22 protein-coding genes are annotated in these 26,909 nt (G+C 33.8%); all 22 read right to left on the reverse strand.

What is annotated here, in order from left to right; all coding sequences use genetic code 11:
• Positions 1-7 precede the first annotated feature (7 nt).
• The 22 genes from mutL to DWW68_RS01590 all read right to left on the reverse strand — a co-directional run bounded on the left by mutL (position 8) and on the right by DWW68_RS01590 (position 26,904).
• Positions 8-1,903: a DNA mismatch repair endonuclease MutL gene (mutL, locus tag DWW68_RS01485; RefSeq protein WP_118588623.1), complete on the reverse strand. Its 1,896-nt coding sequence runs from the start codon at positions 1,901-1,903 to the stop codon at positions 8-10.
• A gap of 18 nt (positions 1,904-1,921) precedes the next feature.
• The gene (gene mutS / locus DWW68_RS01490) at positions 1,922-4,612 is read right to left on the reverse strand and encodes a DNA mismatch repair protein MutS (RefSeq protein ID WP_021953072.1); all 2,691 of its coding nucleotides are present in this window, start codon (positions 4,610-4,612) and stop codon (positions 1,922-1,924) included.
• Between the two features lies 1 nt (position 4,613).
• Entirely contained in the window at positions 4,614-6,020 is a 1,407-nt protein-coding gene (miaB, locus tag DWW68_RS01495; protein ID WP_118588624.1) for a tRNA (N6-isopentenyl adenosine(37)-C2)-methylthiotransferase MiaB, read from the reverse strand.
• Positions 6,021-6,034: 14 nt separating this feature from the next.
• Positions 6,035-6,589: a 5-formyltetrahydrofolate cyclo-ligase gene (locus DWW68_RS01500; protein WP_118588625.1), complete on the reverse strand. Its 555-nt coding sequence runs from the start codon at positions 6,587-6,589 to the stop codon at positions 6,035-6,037.
• Positions 6,590-6,595: 6 nt separating this feature from the next.
• Positions 6,596-6,808 (reverse strand): DUF896 domain-containing protein, encoded by a 213-nt coding sequence (locus tag DWW68_RS01505; protein ID WP_021953075.1) that lies wholly within the window; start codon positions 6,806-6,808, stop codon positions 6,596-6,598.
• A gap of 1 nt (position 6,809) precedes the next feature.
• Positions 6,810-8,009, reverse strand: a complete 1,200-nt coding sequence (locus DWW68_RS01510; protein ID WP_021953076.1) for a hypothetical protein — start codon at positions 8,007-8,009, stop codon at positions 6,810-6,812.
• A 72-nt stretch (positions 8,010-8,081) separates the two neighbouring features.
• A complete protein-coding gene (locus DWW68_RS01515; protein ID WP_118588626.1) occupies positions 8,082-9,665 on the reverse strand; it encodes an FAD-dependent protein in 1,584 nt (527 codons plus the stop codon).
• On the reverse strand, positions 9,662-10,837 hold the full coding sequence (locus tag DWW68_RS01520; protein ID WP_243052980.1) for an NAD(P)/FAD-dependent oxidoreductase: 1,176 nt from the start codon (positions 10,835-10,837) through the stop codon (positions 9,662-9,664). The genes DWW68_RS01515 and DWW68_RS01520 overlap by 4 nt, the downstream gene beginning before the upstream one ends.
• 14 nt (positions 10,838-10,851) lie before the next feature.
• The gene (locus DWW68_RS01525; RefSeq protein ID WP_021953079.1) at positions 10,852-11,199 is read right to left on the reverse strand and encodes a hypothetical protein; all 348 of its coding nucleotides are present in this window, start codon (positions 11,197-11,199) and stop codon (positions 10,852-10,854) included.
• Between the two features lie 56 nt (positions 11,200-11,255).
• Positions 11,256-12,914, reverse strand: coding sequence for a polysaccharide biosynthesis protein (locus tag DWW68_RS01530; RefSeq protein WP_118588627.1), 1,659 nt, complete (start codon positions 12,912-12,914; stop codon positions 11,256-11,258).
• A 15-nt stretch (positions 12,915-12,929) separates the two neighbouring features.
• Positions 12,930-14,027, reverse strand: a complete 1,098-nt coding sequence (locus DWW68_RS01535; RefSeq protein WP_118588628.1) for a DUF3048 domain-containing protein — start codon at positions 14,025-14,027, stop codon at positions 12,930-12,932.
• Position 14,028: 1 nt separating this feature from the next.
• Entirely contained in the window at positions 14,029-14,529 is a 501-nt protein-coding gene (gene ybeY / locus DWW68_RS01540; protein ID WP_118588629.1) for an rRNA maturation RNase YbeY, read from the reverse strand.
• Positions 14,530-14,531: 2 nt separating this feature from the next.
• Entirely contained in the window at positions 14,532-15,503 is a 972-nt protein-coding gene (locus DWW68_RS01545) for a PhoH family protein (RefSeq protein ID WP_118588711.1), read from the reverse strand.
• Positions 15,504-15,525: 22 nt separating this feature from the next.
• Positions 15,526-16,779 (reverse strand): sporulation protein YqfD, encoded by a 1,254-nt coding sequence (locus DWW68_RS01550; RefSeq protein ID WP_118588630.1) that lies wholly within the window; start codon positions 16,777-16,779, stop codon positions 15,526-15,528.
• The gene (locus DWW68_RS01555) at positions 16,760-17,011 is read right to left on the reverse strand and encodes a YabP/YqfC family sporulation protein (protein ID WP_021953085.1); all 252 of its coding nucleotides are present in this window, start codon (positions 17,009-17,011) and stop codon (positions 16,760-16,762) included. Before DWW68_RS01555 ends, DWW68_RS01550 begins: the two co-directional genes overlap by 20 nt.
• 110 nt (positions 17,012-17,121) lie before the next feature.
• A complete protein-coding gene (gene rpsU / locus DWW68_RS01560) occupies positions 17,122-17,298 on the reverse strand; it encodes a 30S ribosomal protein S21 (RefSeq protein ID WP_005362674.1) in 177 nt (58 codons plus the stop codon).
• A 138-nt stretch (positions 17,299-17,436) separates the two neighbouring features.
• Positions 17,437-20,076 (reverse strand): alanine--tRNA ligase, encoded by a 2,640-nt coding sequence (alaS, locus tag DWW68_RS01565; protein ID WP_207721415.1) that lies wholly within the window; start codon positions 20,074-20,076, stop codon positions 17,437-17,439.
• Between the two features lie 28 nt (positions 20,077-20,104).
• Positions 20,105-21,331 (reverse strand): tyrosine--tRNA ligase, encoded by a 1,227-nt coding sequence (tyrS, locus tag DWW68_RS01570; protein ID WP_021953087.1) that lies wholly within the window; start codon positions 21,329-21,331, stop codon positions 20,105-20,107.
• Positions 21,332-21,567: 236 nt separating this feature from the next.
• Positions 21,568-22,470, reverse strand: coding sequence for a hypothetical protein (locus DWW68_RS01575; protein ID WP_021953088.1), 903 nt, complete (start codon positions 22,468-22,470; stop codon positions 21,568-21,570).
• A gap of 20 nt (positions 22,471-22,490) precedes the next feature.
• Entirely contained in the window at positions 22,491-24,662 is a 2,172-nt protein-coding gene (locus tag DWW68_RS01580; protein ID WP_118588632.1) for a hypothetical protein, read from the reverse strand.
• Between the two features lie 15 nt (positions 24,663-24,677).
• Positions 24,678-25,091: a hypothetical protein gene (locus tag DWW68_RS01585; RefSeq protein WP_118588633.1), complete on the reverse strand. Its 414-nt coding sequence runs from the start codon at positions 25,089-25,091 to the stop codon at positions 24,678-24,680.
• A gap of 1 nt (position 25,092) precedes the next feature.
• A complete protein-coding gene (locus DWW68_RS01590; protein WP_118588634.1) occupies positions 25,093-26,904 on the reverse strand; it encodes a serine/threonine-protein kinase in 1,812 nt (603 codons plus the stop codon).
• Positions 26,905-26,909: the final 5 nt, after the last annotated feature.

A 26,909-nucleotide genomic window follows, 5' to 3' on the forward strand; every position in this document is an offset into this window, starting at 1 on the left:
TTTTTCCTTAAATTATTCGTTTAAATTTCTTTTCAAGCTCGTATTTGCTCATGGAAATAATTGTTGGTCTTCCATGAGGACAGTTATACGGATTTTCAAGGGCAAGTAGCTGGGTAATTAATGCATCTGCCTCGTTAAATGACATATTGCTGTTTCCCTTTACCGCAGCCTTACAGGACATGGATGCAATTTTGTCTGTAATGCTGTCTGCCACAAGCTTTGTATTTTCATTAGAAAGATTATCAATTATTTCCATTAATACCTCTTCACTATCTAAGGAATACAAATCTGAAGGCACACCCCTTACTGCGTAATCCTGCCCGCCAAAATGCTCAATTTCAAATCCTATTTCCTTAAAATTCCCCATATATTTCTCTAATAATGCAGCCTCGTTCATGGAAAGAGAAAGAATTATTGGTGGATTAATAAACTGAGTGCTTATGTTTTTTTCATGAAATTTCTTCATAAGAGACTCAAACATTACTTTTTCGTGGGCAGCATGCTGGTCTATAATATACATTTTATCCTCATATTCAATAATCCAGTATGTTTTAAACACCTGCCCTATAATTCTATGCTTAGGCTTAGCCACCTCACTTAAAAAATCATCATAAACCTCCGTGATTTGCTGCTGAACCATATTATTTTTAGGTGTAACAGCCACCCTGTCTGTATTTACCCTATCTGTATTTGCCTTGTAATTATTATCTTCCCCTACATCTAAATGCTCAGGTAAATCACCTAAAACGTGATCCGGTGCCTTATAATTAGTACTGCCTATATTGCTTTGACTATTTACACTTAAAGCCTTTGCTTCTTCAATATGCTGTCTGTTTATCTCAAAGGGCTCAGGAACATATTTAATTTCATCCTGTATTTCCTTGATTTTTTCTAATTCAACATCAATAATATTCGGTTTTTCAATTAAGGCATTGTTAATACATTCCTCCACCCAGGGATATATACTTTCACCTTTTCTAAATCTAAGTTCCATCTTTGACGGATGAACATTTACATCCAGATATTCCGGATTAATTTCAAAATTTAATACAGTGAAAGGGTACTTATGCTGCATTAATATAAATTTGTAACCTGCCTCAATGGCTTTAGAAAGAATGTTACTTTTTATATATCTGCCATTTATAAAATAATTTTCAAAGGTTCTGTTTCCCTTTGATATTATTGCCTTTCCAATGTATCCTGTCATTTTCATAAAATCATTTTCCTGATTTATTTCAATTACATTACCGGTAATTTCACGACCATAAACATTATATATGACATCCTTCAAATTGCCATTTCCTGCAGTATGGATTTTTAACTGTCTGTTGCTTTTAAAACTAATGGATATTTCCGGATGTGAAAGGGCAATTTTTTCCACAATGTCTGAAACATATCCTGCCTCTGTCTGGGCTGTTTTTAAAAATTTTCTTCTAGCAGGAGTGTTAAAGAATATATTTTTTACAATAAAAGTTGTACCTTCCGGCGCACCAATTTCCTCAAACAGTGTTTCTTTTCCACCTTCAATTTTGTACCTGTATCCTGTAAGGTTTTCAGCAGTTTTTGTAATAAGCTCTACCTGACATACTGCAGCTATACTTGACAAAGCTTCACCTCTAAATCCCAGGGATGATACACTTAATAAATCAACGGCAGTTCTAATCTTACTGGTAGTATGCCTTTTAAATGCAATTCTTATATCTCCCGGGTCAATACCCATGCCATTATCCGTTATTCGGATAAGAGACAGTCCGCCGTCTTCTATTTCAACGGAAATCATTGTAGAGCCTGCATCAATGGCATTTTCCAACAATTCCTTTACTACCGATGCAGGTCTTTCAACCACTTCTCCTGCCGCAATCTGATTAATTGTACTTTGGTCAAGTTCCTGAATTTTCTTCATGTAACACTCCTAAAATAACTACCATCTGTTTTTCAACTGATTTTGTAGCTTAAATAAATAATTAAGTCCCTCTATAGGTGTCATTTCACCTAAATTTAGTTCCTCAATTTCTTTTATAATTTCATCACCGTTAATAGTATCAAATAAGGTCATCTGATGTGCTTCCGCATCATCATTTATTCCCGGTAAAACATTACTTCCCGGCTGAAGTCCCGCAGCAATATCCTTTGCCTTTGCGGAAATATCCGCATTGCTTAATTCCACCACCAGCTGTTTTGCACGGTTTAATACACTGTCAGGAACTCCCGCTAATTTTGCTACCTGAATACCATAACTTTTATCTGCTCCACCTTTTACGATTTTTCTAAGGAATACAATATCATCTCCCTGCTCCTTAACGCTTATGCAGTAATTGTTAACTCCCGGCAGCGTTCCCTCTAACTCCGTAAGTTCATGATAATGGGTTGCGAACAATGTTTTTGCCCCAAGAATTTTCTTGTCACAAATATGTTCAACAACAGCCCATGCTATACTTAATCCATCAAAGGTACTGGTTCCTCTTCCTATTTCATCTAAAATCAAAAGGCTCTTTGATGTGGCGTTTCTTAATATGTTAGCCACCTCTGTCATTTCCACCATAAATGTACTTTGACCACTTGCCAGATCATCTGAAGCCCCCACTCTTGTGAAAATCTTATCACATATGGATATATTAGCTTCACTGGCAGGAACAAATGACCCTATTTGAGCCATTAGCACAATCAGTGCCGTCTGTCTCATATATGTAGATTTTCCTGCCATGTTAGGACCTGTAATAATGGATAATCTGTTATGATTCATGTCAAGATATGTGTTATTAGCTATAAACATATTCTCAGGAATCATTTTCTCTACTACAGGATGTCTTCCGTCTTTTATGTCGATTACACCCTTTTCATTTATTTTCGGCTTCACATAATGATTTCTTTCAGCAACAAAGGCAAGGGATGCAAAAACATCAATTTGAGCCACTGCCTTTGCAGTCTGCTGTATTCTGTTTATTTGGTTAAATATTTCATCACGAATAGCCGTAAATATATTATATTCAAGAGAAAACAGCTTGTCCTCTGCCCCTACAATAACCTCTTCAAGTTCCTTTAACTTATCTGTAGTGTATCTTTCTGCATTAGTAAGGGTTTGTTTTCTAATATAATAATCCGGCACTAAATCCTTAAATGAATTTGAAACTTCAATATAATATCCGAAAACCTTGTTATATTTAATTTTTAACTTAGAAATGCCTGTAGCTTCCTTTTCATCTGCTTCAAGCTGAGCTAACCATGTTTTACCCTCTGTTTTGGCACTTCTTAATTTATCAATTTCCTCATTGTAGCCACTTCTGATTATTCCACCTTCTTTAATATTAATAGGAGGGTCATCATTTATTGATTCAGCAATAAGCTTTGTTATGTCCTCTAATGTATCTAATCTGCCTAATATATCAAGAAACAGTGGAGACTTAAAATCTTTTATGATGTTCTTAATATGAGGTAACATTTCCAATGATGTTTTAAATGCAATTAAATCCCTTGGATTTGCAGACCTGTAGGAAATTTTGCTAAGTAATCTTTCCAAATCATAAATAGGAGCAAGATATTCCCTAAGTTCATCACGGGTAATAAGGGAATTGTTAAGCTCCTCAATCACCTTTTGTCTGTTTATAATTTCTTCTTTATCTATTAAGGGTTGCTCAATATAATTTCTTAAAGTTCTTGCTCCCATGGCAGTTTTTGTTTTATCAAGAACCCACAGCAGGGAACCTCTTTTTTGCTTTTCCCTTAAAGTTTCACACAGTTCCAAATTTCTTCTTGTGGAAGTGTCTAAAATCATAAAGGTACTAGTAGAGTACGGGATAAGCTTAGACAAATGTGAAAGGGAATTTTTCTGAGTTTCATAAAGATATTTAAGAAGTGAGCCTGAGGCAATAATTCCTAAACTCATTTCAGAAATACCAAGCCCTGATAAGTCTATTATATTAAAATGTTCTTTAAGAATATCTGAACAGTTTTCCTCATCAAAATACCATTCCTCTAACTCAAAAACAGATATGGATAGACGATTTTTTATATCTTCTATATCCATACCGCACATTAAAAATGAGTGATTACATATTATTTCACTAGGGGTAAACTTGTTTATTTCATCTAAAACATTTCTTTCAGTTGCCACTTCCGTAACATAGTAATCTCCTGTAGTTACATCTGCTATTGAAATACCAAATTTTCCCCCTACATAAGCAATGGACATAAGATAATTATTCTTTCCCTCATCCATTGCCGTGGTATTTAAGTTAGTTCCCGGTGTGACAATTCTTACAACCTCTCTTCTAACAAGACCCTTTGCCTGTGCCGGGTCTTCAGTCTGTTCAACTATGCAGACTTTATATCCTCTTGTAACCAACTTATTTATATAAGTATCCACTGCATGATATGGGACACCGCACATAGGTGCCCTTTCCTTTAATCCACAGCTTTTTCCCGTAAGGGTAATTTCCATGGTCTTTGATGCTGTTATTGCATCGTCAAAAAACATTTCATAAAAATCCCCTAAACGATAAAATATTATACAGTCATCATTCTGCTTTTTTGTTTCTAAATACATTTTCATCATAGGCGTAAGTTCACTTAAGTGATTATCCCATACGTCCTGCATCATCTGTGGTAAAGCCATATTAATCCACCATTTCTCCCATATAGTAAAAACCTTTTGCTTCTTCTAATTTAACATTTACAAGACTTCCGATTAGAGATACATCAGCCGGAAAATGTACAACTGAATTGTTGCTTAATCTTCCTGAAACATATCCCGGAATTTTTTTATTTACTTCTTCTACCAAAACTTCCTGAACACTACCTTCTAAAGCTTTTGTTTTTTCTTTTGAGATGCTATTTACCAAACTTAAAAGTCTGTCAAATCTATCTTTTACAACATCCTCCGGCACCTGGTCAGGCATTTTTGCAGCAGGTGTTCCGGAACGTTTAGAATATATAAATGTAAAGGCTGAATCATACTGTGCCTTTTCTACAACATCAAGGGTTTCTTCAAAGTCTTCTTCTGTTTCTCCCGGAAATCCCACTATAATATCTGTTGTAATACCAATATCCGGTATTTCTTTTCTTAATTTTTCCACAAGGGTTAAATATTGTTCCTTGTTATAATGTCGGTTCATGATTTTAAGTAAACGGCTGCTTCCAGACTGAAGGGGCAAATGCATCTGCTTACATATTTTCTTTGATTTCGCCATAACCTTTATTAATTCATCTGACAAATCCTTTGGATGGGAAGTCATGAATCTAATCCTCTTAAGTCCCTCAATATCCTCTATCCGCTGTAAAAGTTGTGCAAAGGTTATGGGATTTTCAAGAGTCTTTCCATATGAATTAACATTTTGACCTAAAAGCATTATTTCCACAACACCGTTAGCTACTAACTGCTTAATTTCATCAATAATATCTTCTGGATTTCTGCTTCTTTCCCGGCCTCTTACGTAGGGAACAATACAGTAACTGCAAAAATTGTTACAGCCGTACATAATGTTTACACCGGATTTAAAGTCATACTTTCTCACTGTTGGAAGCTCCTCAACTATTTCCGTTGTTCCATCCCATATATCTTCAACCTTGTGTCCGCTTATAAGTCTCTCGTATAAAAGCTGTGCCAGCAAAAATATGTTGTGGGTTCCAAAAATTATATCAATAAATCTGTAACTTTTATTTAACTTTTCAACTACCTGCGGCTCCTGCATCATACATCCACACAAACCTATAATCATTTCAGGATTCTTCTCTTTTATCTTTGAAAGATAGCCTAACCTTCCATATATCTTTAAATTGGCATTCTCCCTTACGGTACAGGTATTATACAACACCAAATCAGCATGTTCATCGTCAGTTTCTTCGTAACCTATTTCACTAAGTATACCCATCAGTTTCTCTGAATCCTTAAAATTCATCTGACAGCCGAAAGTGACAACACATGCTGAAAGTTTTCTGCCATATTGCTGTTCTTTTATTTTCACTAATTCCTTACATTTCTGTATATAATATTTCTGCTTTTCCGTCTCGTTAGTAAAACTCATTCTAATCTCCTGTTTTAATTAATATTTATAAATCTTTTTTCGCTAATAATATGATACATTTTCACATCATGGTCCTCTGTGGGTATTTCCTCAAAAATCTGATAATCATAGCATATTCCCACAGACTTAATAGGGTAATCCTTAAGGTATCTGTCGTAAAAGCCTCCTGCCTGACCTATTCTGTCACCACTTTCAGAAAAAACCACTCCCGGAACTAATATTAAATCAGCCGTAGTTTCTTCATTTTTTTCATCAGGCTCAAATATTCCATAAGCCCCCTTTTTAAGCCCTGATAACCTGTCAATGGCATAAAACTTCATAATGCCTGCCTTATCAAGAACCTTGGGCAGAGAAACCCTCTTTCCATCTGCAATTGCCTTTTCTATAAGAAATGATAAATCCACTTCATTTCTTATAGAATTATAGCAAAACACTGACCTAGCTTCCCTGTAAACGGAACTGTCTATTAACCTTTCACATATCTTTTTACTTAATATGTCTACCTGATTTTTAGGCATTTCTTTTCTTTTATTTTGTATTTCTTTTCGTAAAGAGTCTTTTGTTGTCATTTTAAATTAATGTCCATCCCCTTTAGGCTGTACTTTTTTAATTGTTCCGTCAGGATACTTAATGCTCATAGTATTAAGCTCTCCTGTTAAATTACCAATAATTGCCATTCTATATTCTGTTCTAAGTTTCTGCTGTTCTTCCTTTTCAGCCTCAGTAAGTCCTGTTGTCTTTGACTTTTTATATAATTCATTAATTCTGTTAATTTTGTTTTTGTCCATTTTATTTTAGGAATATATATGTAGTCTCGTTGTTAGAAGCAACACTGCCTATATATTCTCCCCTTTCCTGTAAAATAATTTTCTTTGACGGGAACTTATGTATTCCCACTAACTTAATTTCCTTGCCAAATAAAGTTCTATCTGCAAATGTTGAAATAACCGTGTTGTTATTTACAAATTTTATATTTAAATCCTCAGGATATGTTGCATCCACATCATTTGTAATTAAGTTAAAGAACTGGGTGCCTGAAGAATTTTTCTTAATCATATAAGGCTTATTATCTATAACTGTTGCATTTTTAAGAAGATACTCCCCTGTTGTGGTTTTATTAATGCAGGTATAAATTTTCTCTTCTTCCTTTTTTGAAGTTAAATCGTAAAAAACAATTATTTCATCATTTTTTTCATAGTTAAACTTTGAATAAATCAAAAAATTATCAATGATTTTTGCATTAATTACCGTTGTATCATAGTAAGCCTGGTCTATGGAATTCATAACCATATTTTGCTGTTCTAACTTTAAATCACTGATAAACTGCTTAATGTTTACAATTATAAGGTTCTCAACAGCTGCCTCTTCCTTCTCAAGGTTTAAATGTCTGTCGTTTTCAAAAACCGAATATCCCGTTTTCATTATGCAGTTTGTCTCATTGTATGGAAGGACAAACTCAATACCGTTATTTTTCAGATTTTCGTCTTCAATTACAATCTGCTTATTTTTAACAAAATCAAATAAAACCAAGGTAAAATCAAAAAATTCCTTTAACAGTCCATTGGCACTTACCTTTGGAAGAGCTCTTTGAATAATCAGATTTGACTCATCTAAAATAAAGATTTTTATCTGCTTATTGTCAGGATACAAATTAATATTGTCCTTTAGAGAAATAATCTTTGTATGAGTATGGTCTGTTATATTATATCTTATAATATTAAAAGTGTAGCCGCCGTCTAACATATCAGTGTACTCAGTAAAATACAGATAATCTGATTCATACTGACAATTGGTAATATTAAAAACATCTACCTTGTCAGTATATGGCATAACTTCCTTTCTTACATTTTCCTCAAGATAATACAGAAAATATCTCACCTTTGGCAGATTAGTAAAAGGACCCTGTTCATATTCCTTTTCCAAAATAATATCATCTTTTAAATGTAATCCGTTAAAGTATTCTGACTGCGCCAAAAAACGTATATTCATAATGCCTCTCCTTAACAATGTTTCTACATTTAACACATCTTTATATAATACTACATTTTTTCAAAAAAGTCATTATTGCAAAGGTCTGTATTTTTTTGCCAATGCCTCAAATGCCTTAATTCCATCTATTGCCGCAGATGTTATTCCTCCGGCATATCCTGCACCTTCTCCTATTGGATATAGCCCCTTGATTTCTGATTCAAAATCATCATTTCTGATAATTCTTACAGGAGACGAAGTTCTGCTTTCCGGTGCTGATAAAACAGTATCTTCATTGTTAAATCCATCAATTACCTTTCCAAAATAATCAATGCCTTCCACTAAGGCTTCACACACAAAATCCGGCAATACCTTATTAATGTCCGCCATAGTGTATCCCCCCTTAATTTGAGGAATAATCTTTCCAATTTTCTCTGACTTTATTTTTTTCTTAAAATCCCCATATGTTTGCAGGGGAATATTGCCCTTTCCCTGTTTATAGGCAGCCCTTTCTATATCTCTTTGAAGCCACATTCCTGCCAATGGATGACTGCTTCTAAAATCCTTTGGTGATAATGCCACAACTATAGCACTATTGGCATTTTCGCCGTCTCTTTTAGAATAGCTCATGCCGTTTACTGCTATCTCCTTTTCCTCTGATGAAGCATTTACCACAAAGCCACCGGGGCACATACAAAACGAATATACTCCACGGTCTTTTTTTGTTTTGTAAGTAAGCTTATAATTTGCAGCTCCTAACCTGTTGTCTTCAAAGTCATACTGGCTTTTATTTATCATTTTCTGGGGATGTTCAACCCTTACTCCCATGGCAAAAGGCTTTCCTTCCATAGGGATGTTTAGTCTGTTAAGCATCTCAAAAGTATCTCTGGCACTATGTCCTATTGCCAATAAACAAATATCCGTATCAATTACTTCTTCATTTGACAATTTAACCCCATTAACCCTGCCATTTTTTAACAGGATTTCACTAACTGTAGTGTCAAAATAAAAGGTCCCTCCCATATCTTCAATGGCATGACGCATATTTTTTACAACTTCGCTTAAAACATCCGTTCCAATATGTGGTTTTGCATCATATTCAATTTTAGGATTAGCGCCAAATTTAACAAAGGTATTTAATACAAAACCGATTCTGTTTTCTTTATCTTTAATACCTGTGTTAAGCTTTCCATCTGAAAAAGTTCCTGCGCCACCTTCTCCAAACTGCACATTACAGGAAGTATCCAGTTTTTCACCATTCCAGAAAGCATTTACTTTTTTAATGCGCTCATCCACTCTGCTTCCACGCTCAATAATTATAGGCTTGTAACCATACTTTGCCAGCATATATCCGCAAAACATTCCTGCCGGCCCAAATCCCACAATTATCGGTCTTTTGTTTATGGAGCAGGTTCCTGTGGGAGCAAAATCATACTTTTTTTCCTTATCTGTCACCGTAACGTTTTTTCTTGTTTTATTATAGTTTTCTACCTTAAATAAAACCGTATAAATCTTGTTGATTTCCGGCTTTTTTCTGGCATCAATGGAATATTTTAATATCTTTTTTTCTATTACGTCGTCACTATGTATTCCTGCTATTTTTATAGCTTTTTCAAATGCCTTCTGTTCCTTTTCATCTATACTCAACTTTATATTTGAAACCTTTAAAAACTTCATTTACTTATACTTTCTCCTGCTATATATCCGCTACTCCAGGCAAACTGAAGATTATAACCACCGCATCTTCCGTCAACATCAATTATTTCTCCTGCAAAATAAAGATTAGGACAAATAAGGGATTCCATTGTATCTTTATTAATTTCAGAAGTATTAACCCCTCCTGATGTTACCTGAGAAAAATCAAATCCTTTTTTTCGTTTTACGGTAACTTCAAAGGACTTTATAGTATCACATAACATAGTAATTTTATCTATAACATCAGTACATTTAACATTACTTTGCAGTTTTATTTCTTTAAGAAATACGGCTGCCAGCTTTTCGTTAAACAATCCGTTAAGTGCCGTTAATACCGGCATTTTATCTCTTCTTTTAAGGATTTTTTCCAATAATATTTTCACTTCGTCATATGTATAATCAGGAGCAAAATCAATAATTACATTTTCTTTCTCATTAACACTTCTGCTTATATTAAATACCGGAATACCGGATATTCCATAGTCTGTAATCTGAAGTTCCCCTAAATCCTTTATGTTTTTATCTTTAATTTGTACCTTTGCCTTCACTCTTACACCTGATGCCTTTTTTAACTTTTCATCACATACTAAGGCTGTAAGTGCAGGACAAGGCTTAACAATGGTGTGACCTAAGGCTTTTGCTAATTCATATCCGCTACCGTCACTACCTGTTTTAGGTGCCGCCATTCCCCCTGTTGCAATTATTAATTTGTCACAAAACAAATCAATTCCTATATCCAGTACAAAGCCATCATCTTTTTTTGTTACACTTTTCACATTATTATTTGTTTTTATTGTAACCCCTAAAGACAATGCTTCATTGTAAAGTGCATTAGTAATCGTAACAGCCTGATTACTTAAAGGATAATAAAAGCCGTTTTTTTCATAACAATAAACTCCCATATTTTCAAAAAAATTAAGAGCATCTTTATAATTAAATCTTTCTATTACGTTGTTTATAAAATCTTTATTGCCATAATATTTATCCGGTGTAAGAGCACTGTTTGTAATGTTACATTTTCCATTACCGGTTACGTTTATTTTCTTTCCCGGCTTGTTTTCGTGCTCTATAACCGTTACCTTATGACCACATTCAGCTGCCGTAATTGCCGCCATAAGTCCGGCGGCTCCGGCTCCTATTATCACTACTTTCATTTTAATTCCTTTTTTCAACTGGTGTTTGCCTCTAAAAACTTAAACAGTTTTTCGGCATTTTCAATATAAATTCCATTTTCAAGGACTTTTCTGTCTGCCTCGGGAAGCCTTGACACAACAATATCCGTTTCAGCTACAACGGTTTTTCCATCTTTTTTATAAACAACAATTTTATCATTTAAATCTTTAACCCAGTAGCCTTCCACTTCCTTTGAATCACTTTTGTTATTCGGTGAAACATTTACAACCTTTTCCTTTAAATTGTCACCTTCCTTAGTGCCTATTTCCACTCCCACGATATAAGCAGCCAAAAATCCAATTATAAAAACCACTAAACAAAAAATATATGCTCGTTTGCTCATAATAAATCACTCCTTGCATATATTTTTTACATATTTTGTATTTTTTATACGATTTTTTATATCATATGAATTTTTTTCATAAGTTTAGCGATCATTGCCCCTTTTGGCATGGATAAAAGTTCATCCTCTGTTACTGTTTTCGTAATTACCAGCATTAGAGCATATATAACCACTGCAACCATTATAGCAATTATTGTACTTATAGCATTAATTTTAATTAAACCATTAAATAACTTATATATTCCAAAACAGCCTGCTCCCATAACTCCTGCACAAATAAAAGGCTTTACAAAGGTTTCAAACATGTTTTGTCTGTAATTTAAATACTTTTTAATTGACATGGCATTTAACACAGAAACAGTTGCTCCAAACAAAATATCACCAATAACCACCCCATAAATATTTAATTTAAACACAATTAAAAGACAAGGCAAAATAATTAAATGTAAGCCTAAAGAAATGGCTGAGTTTTTAATTGGCACCTTAAGTTTGTCTATTCCCTGAAGTATTGCATTGCTAATGGTAGACAGTGAAAATGCTATTACTGTGAAAATACTAAACACCATCATAGGTGCTGCACCGTCTCCGCTGCTTCCAAACAAGAGCTTATTAATAGGCACTCCCAACACCGACAATCCCATACCACATGGGAAGGCAATTATCATGGAGAATTTAAGTGCCATATCTATTTTGTTTTTTACTACGGACTTATCCTCTGCAACATATGAACGAACCAGTGAAGGAACTATTGCAGTGGATAATGCCGATGCAATGGCAATAGGCATTGTTGTAAGGGTTCTGTAAATTCCCGTATAATTTCCATATACCGCACTTCGCTGTGCCTCAGTGCTTTCAGGCGAAATACTATACATTATATTCTGGAATATAGGATTGTCCAAAAGGTTTCCTATATTATATATTGTTGTACTTATAAGTACCGGTGTAATGGTAAAAACAATCACCTTTGTTATGGTACCGTAGCTGTCCACGGACTTGGTTATATCTTTTCTGATATTTGAATTAATGCTTCCAAAATGACGGTACAAAATAATAATCATTATAATAAGTGCAGTAACAGCACCACATAATGTACCTAAGGTACCACCGGCAGCAGAATATGAAGCCCTAAATGTTTCAGATTCATCAGCCATTTTCGACAATGAATATCCATATGCACCTAATTCATAGGCTGCAATAACACTTACAACAGCATTTACAATCTGTTCAAAAATCTGTGATACTGAGGTTGGTATCATATTTCCCATTCCCTGGAAATACCCTCTTAAAACACCTAAAACACAGGCTACCGTAAGAGTAGGTGCCAATATTCTAAGAGGAATTGCAACCTGAGGTAATTTGTATATTTTAACGGAAATCCAGTCAGCACCAAAAAACGCCAGCATTCCAAATATAACACCTATTGTGATACCGTAAATTAAAGCACCTTTAAACACCTTGTGGGCGTTTTTGTACTGCTTTTTTTCTAACTTTTCTGAAACTATTTTAGACACTGCAAGAGGCATACTCTGGGATGACAGCAAAATAAGAACATTGTATATCTCAAATGCCGTGCCGTAATATCCCATTCCGCTTTCCCCTAAAATTCTGTTAAGGGGTATTCTGTAAATAAGACCTATTACTCTTACTAATATTCCTGCAAATGCTAAAATGCTTCCCTGAATTATAAAACTGTTACTTTTTGATTTGTTACTCATTTATTTATCCTTATTCTATTTGATGACAACATTATCTGCATATTCATTCTGAACTATCTGCACCCATGTTTTTCCTGTATTTAAAACAATTTCTTTTCCTGTTTCATCAAAGTATTTTGTTTGTCCGGACATTTGCTTGTCCTTTTTCCATGTAATTTTTTCTGCTTTTCCGTTGGTAATAAACCAGCCTTTTCCTGAACCGTTTAATGTAATATTAAGACTCTTATTGTCAGGATATAATGTGGAATCCACAAATTGAATTATTATATTTGAGCAATGAAGCTGTTTATTGTTCTGGTCATCAATATGTTTTTCTCCATACTGATATCTGTAATACTGACCATTTTTAAACTTGTACCACGGCTTATTTATAACATATCCCATTTCCACGGTTTTAGCTGTTTTCTTACTGTTAAGGTCTACCTTCTCACCAAAATTTGCAAATTTAAAATGACCCTTGTAGCCTTTTTTGTATTCTTTTCTGTATTTAAGAGCTTTTATTGCGTTATTTAAATTCTTTCCTGATGTAAAAGCATTGTGAGGTGCCACTCTGTCTGTGGTACGGTAAAAATAATTTTCCGCATTAAGGGCGCCTACATTGTCTATTTTGTCACTTTTTAAAAATCCCAAAGCATACTGTGACTGACCATAATGGCTGTAAATAGCATCCCACTCTAAAGCAAAAGCACAGTAGTAAATACGACAGCTTCTAACTGAACCCATCTTTTTTAATTTATCATAATTTTGAAAAACTCCCATAATTCGGGTAATTCCACCTTCTACCGGTGCTTCATAGCAAACATCTGCATTGCTTATTCCTGAGTGTGGCATGGCGTTTATAATGTTGTTATACATTAATGCCACAGGTCTTCTTTTTGCTGTTTTATCCTTTACATATTCTCCCGTTAAAAAACTTGGAGTTTTACCTACATAAGGATCTGCCGTTGTGGTTTCAACAGTTTGTACAGTAGTCTCTTCTGTTTCTGTCACTTCTGTTTTTTCTACTTTTTTGTTAGGTATAACAAACATGGCAAGCAGTGCCACTCCGCCTACTGCCACCGTAATTATACCTGCAATAACCAAAGTTACTATTAATTTTTTATTTTTGTTCATTTTAAATCTCCCTTGTAATCCCTAAATTATTAAGAATAATATTCTGTTTGTTTTCCATATCCTCTCTCTCATCTTCCTTAATATGGTCATAACCGAATAAGTGTAGCATACTATGAGCCGTAAGAAAAGCAATTTCTCTTACTTTTGAGTGATTATACTCATAAGCCTGACTTATAACCCTGTCGTAGGATATTACAATATCTCCCAGCATTAATTCCCCTGAATCCGGGTTAAAATAGTTAATATCGTCTTCAACATTGGTAAAATCAGCAGGAGAATCATAGTCAATTAACGGGAACGATAAAACATCCGTTTCTTTATCAATATCTCTTTGAGCTTTATTTATTTCCTTAATGCTGTCATTGTCCACAATGGTAACATTAACCTCACATTCAAAGGGGCATTTCACAAAGTCAATTGCTTCTTCCGCTACCTTTTTTATTATTGTATCGTAATCAATATCAATATTTTTACCATATTCATTTTCTATAAAAACTGACATGTCTATTTTTTACCCTTTCCTTTTTTTTCGTATTCCTCGTAAGCCTTTACAATTTTTTGTACCAGAGGATGTCTTACAACATCATTATTGTCAAGAAATGAAAATCCAATATCGTCTACATTTTTAAGTACCCTGAGGGCAACTTCAAGACCCGAAACCGTGTCCCTTGGCAAATCCTTCTGGGTTCTGTCTCCTGTTACAATTACCTTTGAGCCAAATCCAATACGGGTAAGGAACATTTTCATCTGGGCCGGAGTTGTATTTTGTGCTTCGTCTAAAATAATAAAAGCGTTATCTAAAGTACGGCCACGCATATAGGCAAGAGGTGCCACCTCAATAATTCCCTTTTCGCTATTACTGATAAAGCTTTCTGCTCCCATTATCTGATATAGTGCATCATATAAAGGTCTTAAATAAGGATCTACTTTGCTTTGCAAATCTCCCGGTAAAAATCCAAGATTTTCTCCCGCCTCAATAGCCGGTCTTGTAAGAATAATCTTGTTTACCTCATTGTTTTTTAAGGCGTTTATTGCCATTGCCATTGCAAGATAAGTTTTACCGGTTCCTGCCGGGCCAATGCCAAACACTATCATTTTCTTTCTTATCTGGTCTACATAGGATTTTTGTCCTAATGTTTTGGGTTTAACAGGCTTTCCCATAACCGTTCTGCAAATAATATCATCATCTAATTCCAGCATTACAGACTCTTTTTCGTCAAAGCTTAAAGATAAAGCGTAGTCAACATTCTGTTCTGTTATCTCATTGCCCCGCTTTGACAGTTCCATTAATTGTTCAAATACATGACGTGCTCTCTTAGCTGCCACTTCCCCTCCAATAATTTTAAGCTGTCCGTCTCTTGAAATTATGGTAACATGTAATGTTTTTTCGATTTTCTTTATATTGTAATCAAACTGTCCGAAAACATTCTTTTCATGTTCCATTGGAATATCTATTATATTTTCTATTACGCTCATATTTTTCCCTTCATGATTTTTCTTAATCAGATTTTGTGGTTTCTTTATTATTCTCTGATTCAATCTCATTTATTTTTTCGCTTTCAATATAAGAAACCTTTCCTAAAGGTTCTAAACACTTAATCGTCCCCGAAAAAACATAATGATTTTTTTTCTTGTCTATTTTAACATTTTTTTCTAATATTTTGTACCCTTTTTGCTCTAATATGGACATTTTGTAATTGAATCTATCATATAGTTTTTTCTTAGCTTCTTCTTTTGTGTAATTTCTCTTCTCTTTTTCAAACTTTGTAACCACATATTTTTCCATCCCAAAGGGCAAATAGAAATTTCCAAATGCTTTAAAATTTCTTTCCGATTTTACAACAGTTTCATTTTTGTCATTTTCTTTTATATTCCACGTGTATCCCGCTACTAAAGGTGCATAGTAAGTCCTTTTATGCTTAATATTTTTAACAAAATATGTATCGGAAATTTTATCATTATAAGAGAGATTAGTTATTCCCACAACATCACCATCTGCATTACATAATTTTGTAAATATTTTTTCCCCGGATTCATTAAAAACATCTACAATACCGGATATCAGAACATCTCCTTTTTTTACTTTATCACCGGCTTTTACCACTCCTTTTCCTTTTCTCACTAAAATGGACTTTATGGTGCAGTCCCTGTTAGCAATCAGGTCATAAGTTTTGTCTTCTTTTGCGGAAATTTCAGTGATATAGTTTTCTTTTATATGGACAATAAGATTTGTTCCCTTTACTTCTGCGCAAACCCAGCTTATGTCATTGTATTTTCTTCTTATTTCTTTCTCTATTTCATCACTGTTTATCCGGTTCTTTCTCATTCCTTCTTTTATATCCATCTTTTTTAAAAACCTCATAATCTGAGTTGATGTATAACTGTAATTTCCCTCCACATCAATATTCCAGATAAAGTGAGAATTAATAATTAATAACAATGTAAAAACTGCCAAAATAAATGTCACTGACTTTATCACAGGCAGCCTTGTAATATATGTATATGTTCCTTTCTCTTTTATATCCAGTATCTTTATTCCCATTTTTTCAGCAATATCAAGAACTTTGTTTTTATCTTTATAATTAAATGTTATTTCCGTAATTCCATCTTTTGAATGTATATCCCTTAATTTTATTTTCCCTGTATTATTTATAAATCTGTAAATGTGATTTTCATTAATTTTTATAACTATGTAGTGGAATTTTTTTCCTTCAAAACATGAAAAAAACAAATTAACAAAAGAGAACTTCATTTACACACCCGCCTATTACCATGGTATCACTGTTATAATAACTTATGATGAGTTTTTCTCCCATAACACGGATATTATATTTTTTGCATATTACTTCAATTTCTTCTTCACTGATATTTTTAATTCTTTTATAATTTTCAACTATAACTTCCCGTCTTCCGGTAATTTGGCATAAACATTCATTATTAATTACATCCCTTGGAATATCATATTCATTATCAACGTTAAACATATATTATCCCCCCAATATATACTATGAAATCTTTATGCTGTTAGAACATAGAAAAAAAGTGCGTTGCAGTCGTGATGTAAATCACTGTCGCAACAGCACTTTTTTTATAATTAATTATATTTGCGCTTTCTAGCTGCTTCTGATTTTTTCTTACGCTTTACGCTTGGCTTTTCGTAATGTTCTCTCTTACGAATCTCCTGCTGGATACCAGCTTTAGCGCAATTTCTCTTGAATCGACGTAATGCACTGTCGATTGATTCGTTTTCTTTAACGATAACGCTTGACATTCTCTTCCTGACCTCCCTTCAGTTATAGATTCCTAAAACTGTAGGTATTTGTGCCTAAACACTTAAAATATTATACCATATTTTTCTTTACAGTCAATAGCTTTTTCACGATATTCCAGGTTAAAGCCTGAAAAGTATCTATCCAATCTGTGCTTCAAGAATTTCCTTTGCCTTAGCTACGGCTTCATCTACACCTGCCGGGTTCTTTCCACCTGCCTGTGCCATGTTTGGACGACCACCGCCGCCACCTCCTACGAGTTTGGCAATTTCTTTTATCATATTTCCTGCATGGGCACCCTTTGATATAGCATCGTCATCTGCCATAACAATTACGTTAGCCTTGTCGCCTGTAGTTGACACTAAAACAACAACTCCGCCGCCCATCTTATCCTTAAGTTGGTCGCCAAGATTTCTTAATCCATTCATGTCAACGTCAGCAACCTTTGTTGCTAAAAGTTTAACACCATTTACTTCAACAACCTGACTCATAACATCACCAACTGATGCGTTTGCCATTTTTGCCTTTAACTTTTCATTTTCAGAAGATAAAGCCTTAATTTCTTCATTTAATGTTTCTATTCTCTTAACCAAATTGTTTGGTTCTGTCTTAGCTACCTTTGCAGCTTCGTGAAGTTTCTTTTCAACATCTGCATAGTGCTTCATAAGACCTGTTCCTGTTAAAGCCTCAATACGTCTTACACCTGCTGAAATTCCTGATTCAGATATAATCTTAAAATATGAAATTGTGCTTGTATTTGATACATGAGTACCACCACAAAGTTCAATAGAATAGTCTCCCATAGATACTACTCTTACTTTGTCACCATACTTTTCACCAAATAATGCCATTGCTCCTGTCTTTTTGGCATCTTCAAGACTCATTTCTTCAGTAACTACATCAAGTCCATTTTCAATCTGTTCATTAACTAAGGCTTCAACCTTTTCAATTTCCTCCGGTGTCATAGCCTGAAAATGAGTAAAGTCAAATCTAAGTCTCTCAGCATCAACATATGAACCTGCCTGTTCAACATGATTTCCTAAAACAAGCTTTAATGCCTTCTGAAGTAAGTGGGTTGCACTATGATTCTTAGCTATTGCATTTCTGTTTGCACTATCAACCTTTAAAGTTACCTTATCGCCTACCTGAATCATACCTTCACTAACATAACCTACATGTCCTACCATGGTGCCGTGAAGCTTAATTGTATCAACAACAACAAATGTTCCTTCGTTTGTTTTAATGATACCTTTGTCACCTACCTGACCACCCATTGTAGCATAGAAAGGTGTCTGTTCCACAACAATAGTACCTTTGTCGCCATCAGCTAATGCCTGTACAACTTCTTTTTCTGTTGTAAGAGCAGTAATAACTGAATCTTCAATTAATTTATCATAACCTACAAACTGTGTTGAAAGTGATGTATCAAGACTTTCGTATACTGTCTCGTCAGCACCCATGTAGTTAGTAGTTTTTCTTGCCTTTCTGGCTGTTTCTCTCTGAACTTCCATTGCCTTCTTAAAGCCGTCTTCGTCCACATCAAATCCTTTTTCCTCAAGAATTTCCTGTGTAAGGTCAAGTGGGAATCCATAAGTATCATATAACTTAAATGCATTTTCACCGGACAAAGTTTTTTCATTCTTTGCCTTCATTTCTTCTTCCATGTCGGCTAAAATGCTAAGTCCTGTATCAATAGTCTTATCAAATTTGTTTTCTTCCTCTGTAAGAACCTTGAAAATCATGCTCTTCTTTTCTTCAAGTTCAGGATAACCGTCTTTTGAGCTTTCAATAACTGTTTCTGAAAGTTTTGCCAAAAACTGTCCCTTAACTCCTAACAATCTTCCATGTCTTGCAGCACGTCTGATAAGTCTTCTTAAAACGTATCCACGTCCTTCATTTGAAGGCATAATTCCGTCTGAAATCATAAATGTTGCTGAACGGATATGGTCTGTTATAATTCTGATGGACACATCCCATTTATATTCCTTCTTGTATTCTTTCCCGGTAATTTCACAAACCTTATCTCTAAGTGCTTTAATTGTATCAACATCAAAAATTGAGTCTACATCCTGAACAACTGTTGCCAGTCTTTCAAGTCCCATTCCTGTATCAATATTTTTATTCTTTAATGTTGTATAATTTCCCTTGCCGTCATTTTCAAACTGCGTAAATACATTGTTCCAGATTTCAATAAATCTGTCACAATCGCATCCGACAGTACATCCCGGCTTTCCACATCCATATTTTTCTCCACGGTCATAGTAAATTTCAGAACATGGACCACAAGGACCTGCTCCGTGCTCCCAGAAATTATCCTCTTTTCCAAACTTAAATATTCTATCCTTTGAAATTCCGATTTCTTTATTCCAAATATCAAAGGCTTCATCATCATCTAAATATACAGAAGGATATAATCTGTCAGGCTCTAAGCCAACTACCTCTGTCAGGAACTCCCATGACCAGTGAATAGCTTCTGTTTTGAAATAATCACCAAAAGAGAAGTTACCAAGCATTTCAAAAAATGTACCATGTCTCGCAGTTTTTCCAATATTTTCAATATCACCTGTTCTTATACACTTCTGGCATGTAGCCATTCTTCTCTTTGGTGGAATCTCCTGTCCTGTAAAATAAGGCTTAAGTGGAGCCATTCCTGCATTTATAAGTAAAAGACTGTTATCGTTGTGAGGAACTAATGAATAGCTTCCTCTTACAAAATGATCCTTTGACTTAAAAAAATCCAAATACATTTTTCTAAGTTCATTTAATCCATATTTCTTCATTTTTATGCCTCCGGTTATATTAATATAATTAATCTGCTTTTATCTGGTGGAAAGCTTTCTTACCTTTTTTAATAAGTAAAACCCCATCTTCATTAAATTCTGAAGTAGTAAATGATGTTTCAATGGCATTAACCTTTTCTCCGTTGACGGAAACACCACCCTGCTGTACAAGTCTTCTCGCTTCACCTCTTGATTTTGCAAGTCCTGTATCTACTAACAGTGTAAGAATATCTTTTCCGGCATCTATTTCATCTTTTGAATATGTTGTAGTTGGAATATTACCTGAAATACCACCGTTGGCAAATATCTTTCTTGATGCATCCTGTGCCTTCTTTGCTTCTTCTTCACCATGAACTAAATTTGTAAGCTCATATGCTAGAATTTCTTTTGCCTTATTTAATTCACTTCCCTGCCACTTTTCCATTTCTTCTATTTCTTCTAACGGAACAAATGTAAGCATCTTTAAGCACTTAATAACATCTGCATCATCTACATTTCTCCAATACTGATAGAACTCATATGGTGAAGTTTTTTCAGGATCAAGCCATACTGCACCGCTAACTGTTTTACCCATCTTCTTTCCTTCTGAATTAAGAAGTAGTGTAATAGTCATGGCTGAGGCATCTTTTCCTAACTTACGTCTGATAAGTTCCGTACCACCAAGCATGTTGCTCCACTGGTCATCTCCACCGAACTGTAAATTGCAGCCGTAATCCTGATACAATCTGTAAAAGTCATAACTCTGCATAATCATATAGTTAAATTCAAGGAAAGTAAGTCCTTTTTCCATTCTCTGCTTATAACATTCTGCAGTAAGCATTCTGTTTACGCTAAAATGTGCTCCAACATCTCTTAAAACATCAATGTAATTTAAGTCCAATAACCAGTCAGCGTTATTAACCATTAATGCTTTTCCGTCAGAAAAGTCTATAAATCTGCTCATCTGCTTTTTAAAGCATTCAATATTATGATCGATAGTCTCCTTAGTCATCATTTTACGCATATCTGTTTTTCCTGAAGGATCACCAATCATGGCTGTTCCGCCACCTAACAATGCTATAGGTTTGTTTCCTGCCATCTGAAGTCTCTTCATAAGGCAAAGAGCCATAAAATGTCCAACATGCAAACTATCTGCTGTAGGGTCAAAACCTATATAGAAAACAGCCTCTCCTTTATTAATTAAATCTTTAATTAATTCCTCGTCTGTCACCTGCGCAATAAGACCACGAGCCTTTAATTCTTCGTAAGTATTCATAATCGAACAAATTCCTTTCCTCTTTTTATTATTGCTCATAAACTCAATGTATAATTTTAGCATATGGAAATAATTATTTCAAGGAAATAACTCCCGTTAATCCCTATATTAACTAATAATTTCCTGATATTTGCGAGTTTTGGCACTGATTTTTTGTATTAAAGGCTATTATAAAGTAATAAATGCGTAGAAATCAATGTATTGGTGGGAGAAAAACTGCTTTAAAAGACATTACATTATGTTCTTTTGTAGTAGCGAACCCATTTATATGGACCTGTTCCTTTATAATACTTTTTTCTACTATTAATATAATAAAAAAACTTTACTTTAAAAAAATACGCTTTTCCATTTTTAAACTTTTTCCCTGAGTGTTTAAATTCATAACTCTTTACTTTTTTCTTCCATGTGGACAATTTGATTATCCTTGAATTTGCAAATTTCAAATTAGATGAATACATTACCTCAATACCATCTATTTTATTCCAATCCTTATTGTTAAAATATAATCTTACCTTCCCTTTAGCATTTTTAACATTGATTAATCGTACTTTTATTTTTCGCCATTTTAATGTAAGTTCTGTGTTTTTCCTGATAACAGTCACCTTATTTTTTCCCTTGTACCATCCACAAAAAACATATCCGTCATTTTTAAGAAAAGGATAGGATTTAATCATTTTCTCATAATTTTTAGGTAACACTAATTCTTTTTTATTTTTTTCTATAATCTCATATTTTTTACCATTATTATAAACTACAATTTTTATGTTTCTTTGTTTTATTTTTGCGGTCGTTGCTTCTTTGTCAGGCTTCAGGGGTTGTACAATAGTACATTGTGTTTCTGTTATGATACCTGTTTCATCTACTGATATGTTTTCAGTTACATTAGAGGTTATTTCTTCTGTTAAGTATGAGGTTATCTCCTCTGATAAATCTGACGTTGTTTCACCGGATGTACTTTCATTTTTACTTTCTGTTTCTTCCTGCGATACTGTTTCTGTATAATTAGATGTGGTTTCAATTTTACCACAGCTTTCTTCACTTTCATTTCTAATTGCACCAACGCAATTTCCGTTAATTATTGTCATTACAACCCACATGCTAAAAATAACCAAAGTTATCATACATTTTTTCTTCTTCATTTCCTCTTGTGCCTCACTTTTTATTTGTTATTTCTATTAACCATTGCAATGGTTATAACTGTTAAAGCAATAAAAACTATTGCTCCTAATGCTAGTCCTCCAAATATCAATATCTGCTTTATGTAACTTTCTTTTATTATTGTAATTTTTCCACCTTTAGTTATATTTCCCGCCAAATCACTACAGGAAATCTTGGCATTTAAAGGATTTTTACCAATATCACCTTCAAAAACCGAATTTGTGGATGTTGATTCATCATCATTTTTCTTCAAGTCATAAGACTTATCACCTATCAAAATTTTCACGGAATTTTCGTCCATATTATCGTCACGTATTTTTAATTTGATTTTTCCACTGGAAGTACCTTCAAACATCACTATTTCCGGTGGTGTTTTATCAATGATAATCATCTTATTTAAGCTATTGCTTTCGTTAGTTCTTGCAATTAATGTTCCATTTTGTCCTGCAATAGAAGTTGAATTAATCTGTATGTTATAATTTCCTTCATTAAAGTTGTCTTTTTTTATAACATACCTATATTCGTACCTGTATTTTGGATTGTCACTCTTGTCTAATTTTTTGAAAGTATACATATTAGAATCAAGAGTTTTAGTGGATATGCTATCTATTATCACGACGCTACTTTTACTTATCTCGTTCTTGTTATATTCATATATAACTATGTCATTTAAATCCTTTATGGGATTGTCGAACAAGTCTTCCTTTTCCGCTACATATAAAGATCCATCTCTATTTACCGTAAATGCCCCTGTTACCTTTCCTTTAGATATAACATAAGGGCGTTTTCCATCTGATTTTAAAGTATTTTTCTTTGGTGAATTTCCTGCATAGTCTGTAACATATATAGACAGCGTATAGTACCCATCATCCTTCAAATCATCAATTGAATATTCAATTCTGTTTCCGTCAACCGTCGATTTTAAATCGATTTCAGATTTCTTTTTTCCATCATCTGATAGTTTATATAAACTTACTGCATGTTTTCCTATTTTTGTTTCATCTGAAAGAATTATATTAAGTGGATATGGAACCTTCTCACCATTTTTCAAGCCTTTTCCGGTGCCGTTTTCAAATCCCTTAATAACTACTTTGGGACTTTTTTTATCAATAATAACAACACATGATTTAACTGTTTCCGACTTGTTTCCTGCCTTATCTGTGGACTGGACTTCTACAATATTTTTCCCTTCACCTAATTTAATATTGCCTCTATGGGTATTGCCACTTCCACTCCATGATACGGTAGCATTTTTTCCATTTATTTTTACAGTTGTTTTACCTGAATCAAAATTCTTTTCCTCAATAGTTACCGGTATTGAAACATCGTGATTAATGTATTTTGTTTTATTATCTGTAAATTTATTGTCAATTTTTATTTTCGGTTTTGTACCATCAATTATTAAAACTTTCCTAAGCGTTAATTTATCGTTTCCGGATTCCACTGTTATAGCTCCCTCATTATCCCCCGCAATATTTAGTTCAAAATATGCAATATGTGGAATGTAATTATCAGCTAATTTTTCTTTATTCTTTGAAATTATCTGTACAGGATATACTACCTTTTCTCCCCACTTAAGAAATATCTCATTTTCTGATATTATTTTCTTCTGACTTCTATACAAGACCTTTATTAAATATTTTTTCTCCGGAACCCTTATTTCCTCTACGCTATTATCAGGTAAAATATATGGCTTTGTTTTACTATATACCTCTCCATCTATATTTACCTCCCTGTCTTTCCCACCTAAACCAACATATATCTTATTATCTGATTTTTTTATGTATGAAAACTCCTTATATATATTATAATAAGTTCCTTTATTGTAGATAATGTCTATTGCTAATGTATAACTACCTGACTGCTTCAAATTACATTTATACTTTAAAATAATTGTATTTTTGTTAATTCTATATTTTCTGATATTTGATATTTTTAAATTGTGAATTCGATTTTTTCTATCATAATAATAAAATTCAGCCACATCCACTTCTTCTAAGTTTGTTGCAGTCACTGTAATCCGCACATTTCTGTCTTCCTTATTTCTTGAATCAATTACCATTTTAGGTCTTGCTGCGCTTACCTGTGTAACATCTGAAAATACCAAGAGAAGTATACACACTACACCCAACTGCATAATTGTCTTTATAAATTTTTTAACATCTAAATGCATATTATTCCCTCCCCTTTAAATAAACTCTGATGTATTAATGTAAACAATATTTTTAACAAGTACAAAATTAGAATTAAATTTTGCATTTTTAGCCACTTCCATAGATGCTGATTTTTCCATTACTCTTCCTGTAAGCCCTGTTCTTCCCGACTTTCCTGTCTTATTTTTACCTGTCATTCCTGTTTTTCCAAGGCTTCCTGTGTCATTTAATCCACCTTCTAAAATATCCTGACCATAATTTTTATGCTGATGACTGCCACTTCTTTTTCTCATCTCTTCAACCTGTTTCTGTGTCAAAGTTCCATTCAGATCCTGAATAACTTCTTTAATACGAAGTTTGAAGAACAAAATAATACTTGTTATTAAAGAAATGGCTGCTAAAGTAAAAAATACATATGTTAATATTCTTAAAACGTCATTTATGTTCATATTATATGTCCTCCATTGTTTTCTTTGCTATCTGCTGATATATGTTTGAGAAGTATGTCTCAGCCTTAACCCTTTTCTCATTAATGCTTTCTTCCGATGAACTATCTACGTTCTTCTTATTAGTATCATTTTTTAAATATTCATACGCACTTATGCAATACTCCTCTATCTGATTTTGTACATTATTATCTGATATAGTAGAATACTGTGTTCTTTGTTCATACACTATATCCCCTACTATAAGATACAGGTTAACTTTTCTCATATATGAATCTTCTTCGTCTATTGCCTTTACCATTTCATTCCAATACTTAACCAGATCTTCTTCTGTGATTGAACTTCCATTATCACTAAGCCCACTTGAAGATTTTTTAAATGCCTTAATTACCTTGCTTATTTCGCATATTCTGTTTTTAAACTGAACATTTTTCTTATCGTAATTATCTGTCACTTTTTTATATCTCAAAGCAGCTTCCTCATTACGACTTTTTATTACATTGTCATCCATTTTGCCTTCACTAAACATGTAATAATCCATATACAGATCCCCTGCTCTGAAATATATGTCATTTCTATACTCTTCGTCTAATTTTTCCACATCTGATTCATTAATAATTTTGTCAAGCTGATTAAACATTTCATTTTCAGTCTGATTATATTTCTCTTTTTCCTGTTCAGTTAATGTTCCATCATTCACCTTCTTTAAGCAATCACCTGACAAACTAAGAATATTTTCTTCAAACACGTCCAAATAGTTAGTAACCAACTCGTTTAATGATTTATTACCCGGTGCAATTCCGTATTTATCAATTGCTTCATATAATTTGTCAAGATTTCCACCATTTGATGACTCTGCACCATATACACGTATAGTGTCAGAAATGGTCTGATTCAATGTAGTTCTATATCCTATAAGTGTTCCTGTTCCTGCCAGCGCCATTATTAATGTAAATGCAGATGTCAAAATAAACTTATTAAGCTTTGACTTTTGTTTTTTTCTATATGGTTCTCCTAATTCATCTAAATGATTAAGTGCATATAACACTTCCATACATGACTGAAATCTTTCATCCGGGTTTAACTGAGTACACTTTTGAATAATATATTCTAATCCAACAGATAACTGTGGATTTACATCCCTGATTGGCAATATTTCATAAGGTGGCTCACAGGGATTTTTTCCCGTTACAAGATGATAAAGTGTTACTCCCAGTCCGTATACATCTGTTCTGGCATCTGTCTGTCCCATTCCTCCAAACTGTTCCGGTGCAGCATATCCCTTGGTTCCAAGACTTACAGTATCCGATGAATTCTGTTCCTTATATTCTCTTGCAATACCAAAATCGTATAATTTAATATTTCCATCAGGTTTAAGCATAACATTAGCCGGCTTCATATCACGATAAATAATAGGTGGCTTCCTTGTATGCAGATAATCTAAAACTTCTGCTAATTGGATTCCCCATTCAATAACAGCTGCCTCCGGCTGTGCACCTTTCTTTTTTAATATCTTGTCAAGAGGTTCACCTTCTATGTAATCCATAACAATATAAATTGTCTGTCCGTTTTCTATAATATCCACTATTCTCGGAAGATTTGGATGGTCTAACCTTTTCATGAGATTAGCCTCCGACAAAAGACTTTGAACTACTATCTGATTTTCACTGTTTGTTCCTTTTCTCTTAATTTCCTTTACTGCCCACTGTTTATTTAACCGGTTATCCATTGCCAGATATACAACGGACATACCTCCTCTTCCTACTTCCTTTAATATTTCATACTTTCCCTCAATTACCTCTCCTATTCTCGACATATTGC

This window comes from Eubacterium sp. AF16-48 (assembly GCF_003479405.1).
Taxonomy (GTDB): Bacteria; Bacillota; Clostridia; order Lachnospirales; family Lachnospiraceae; genus Eubacterium_G; species Eubacterium_G segne.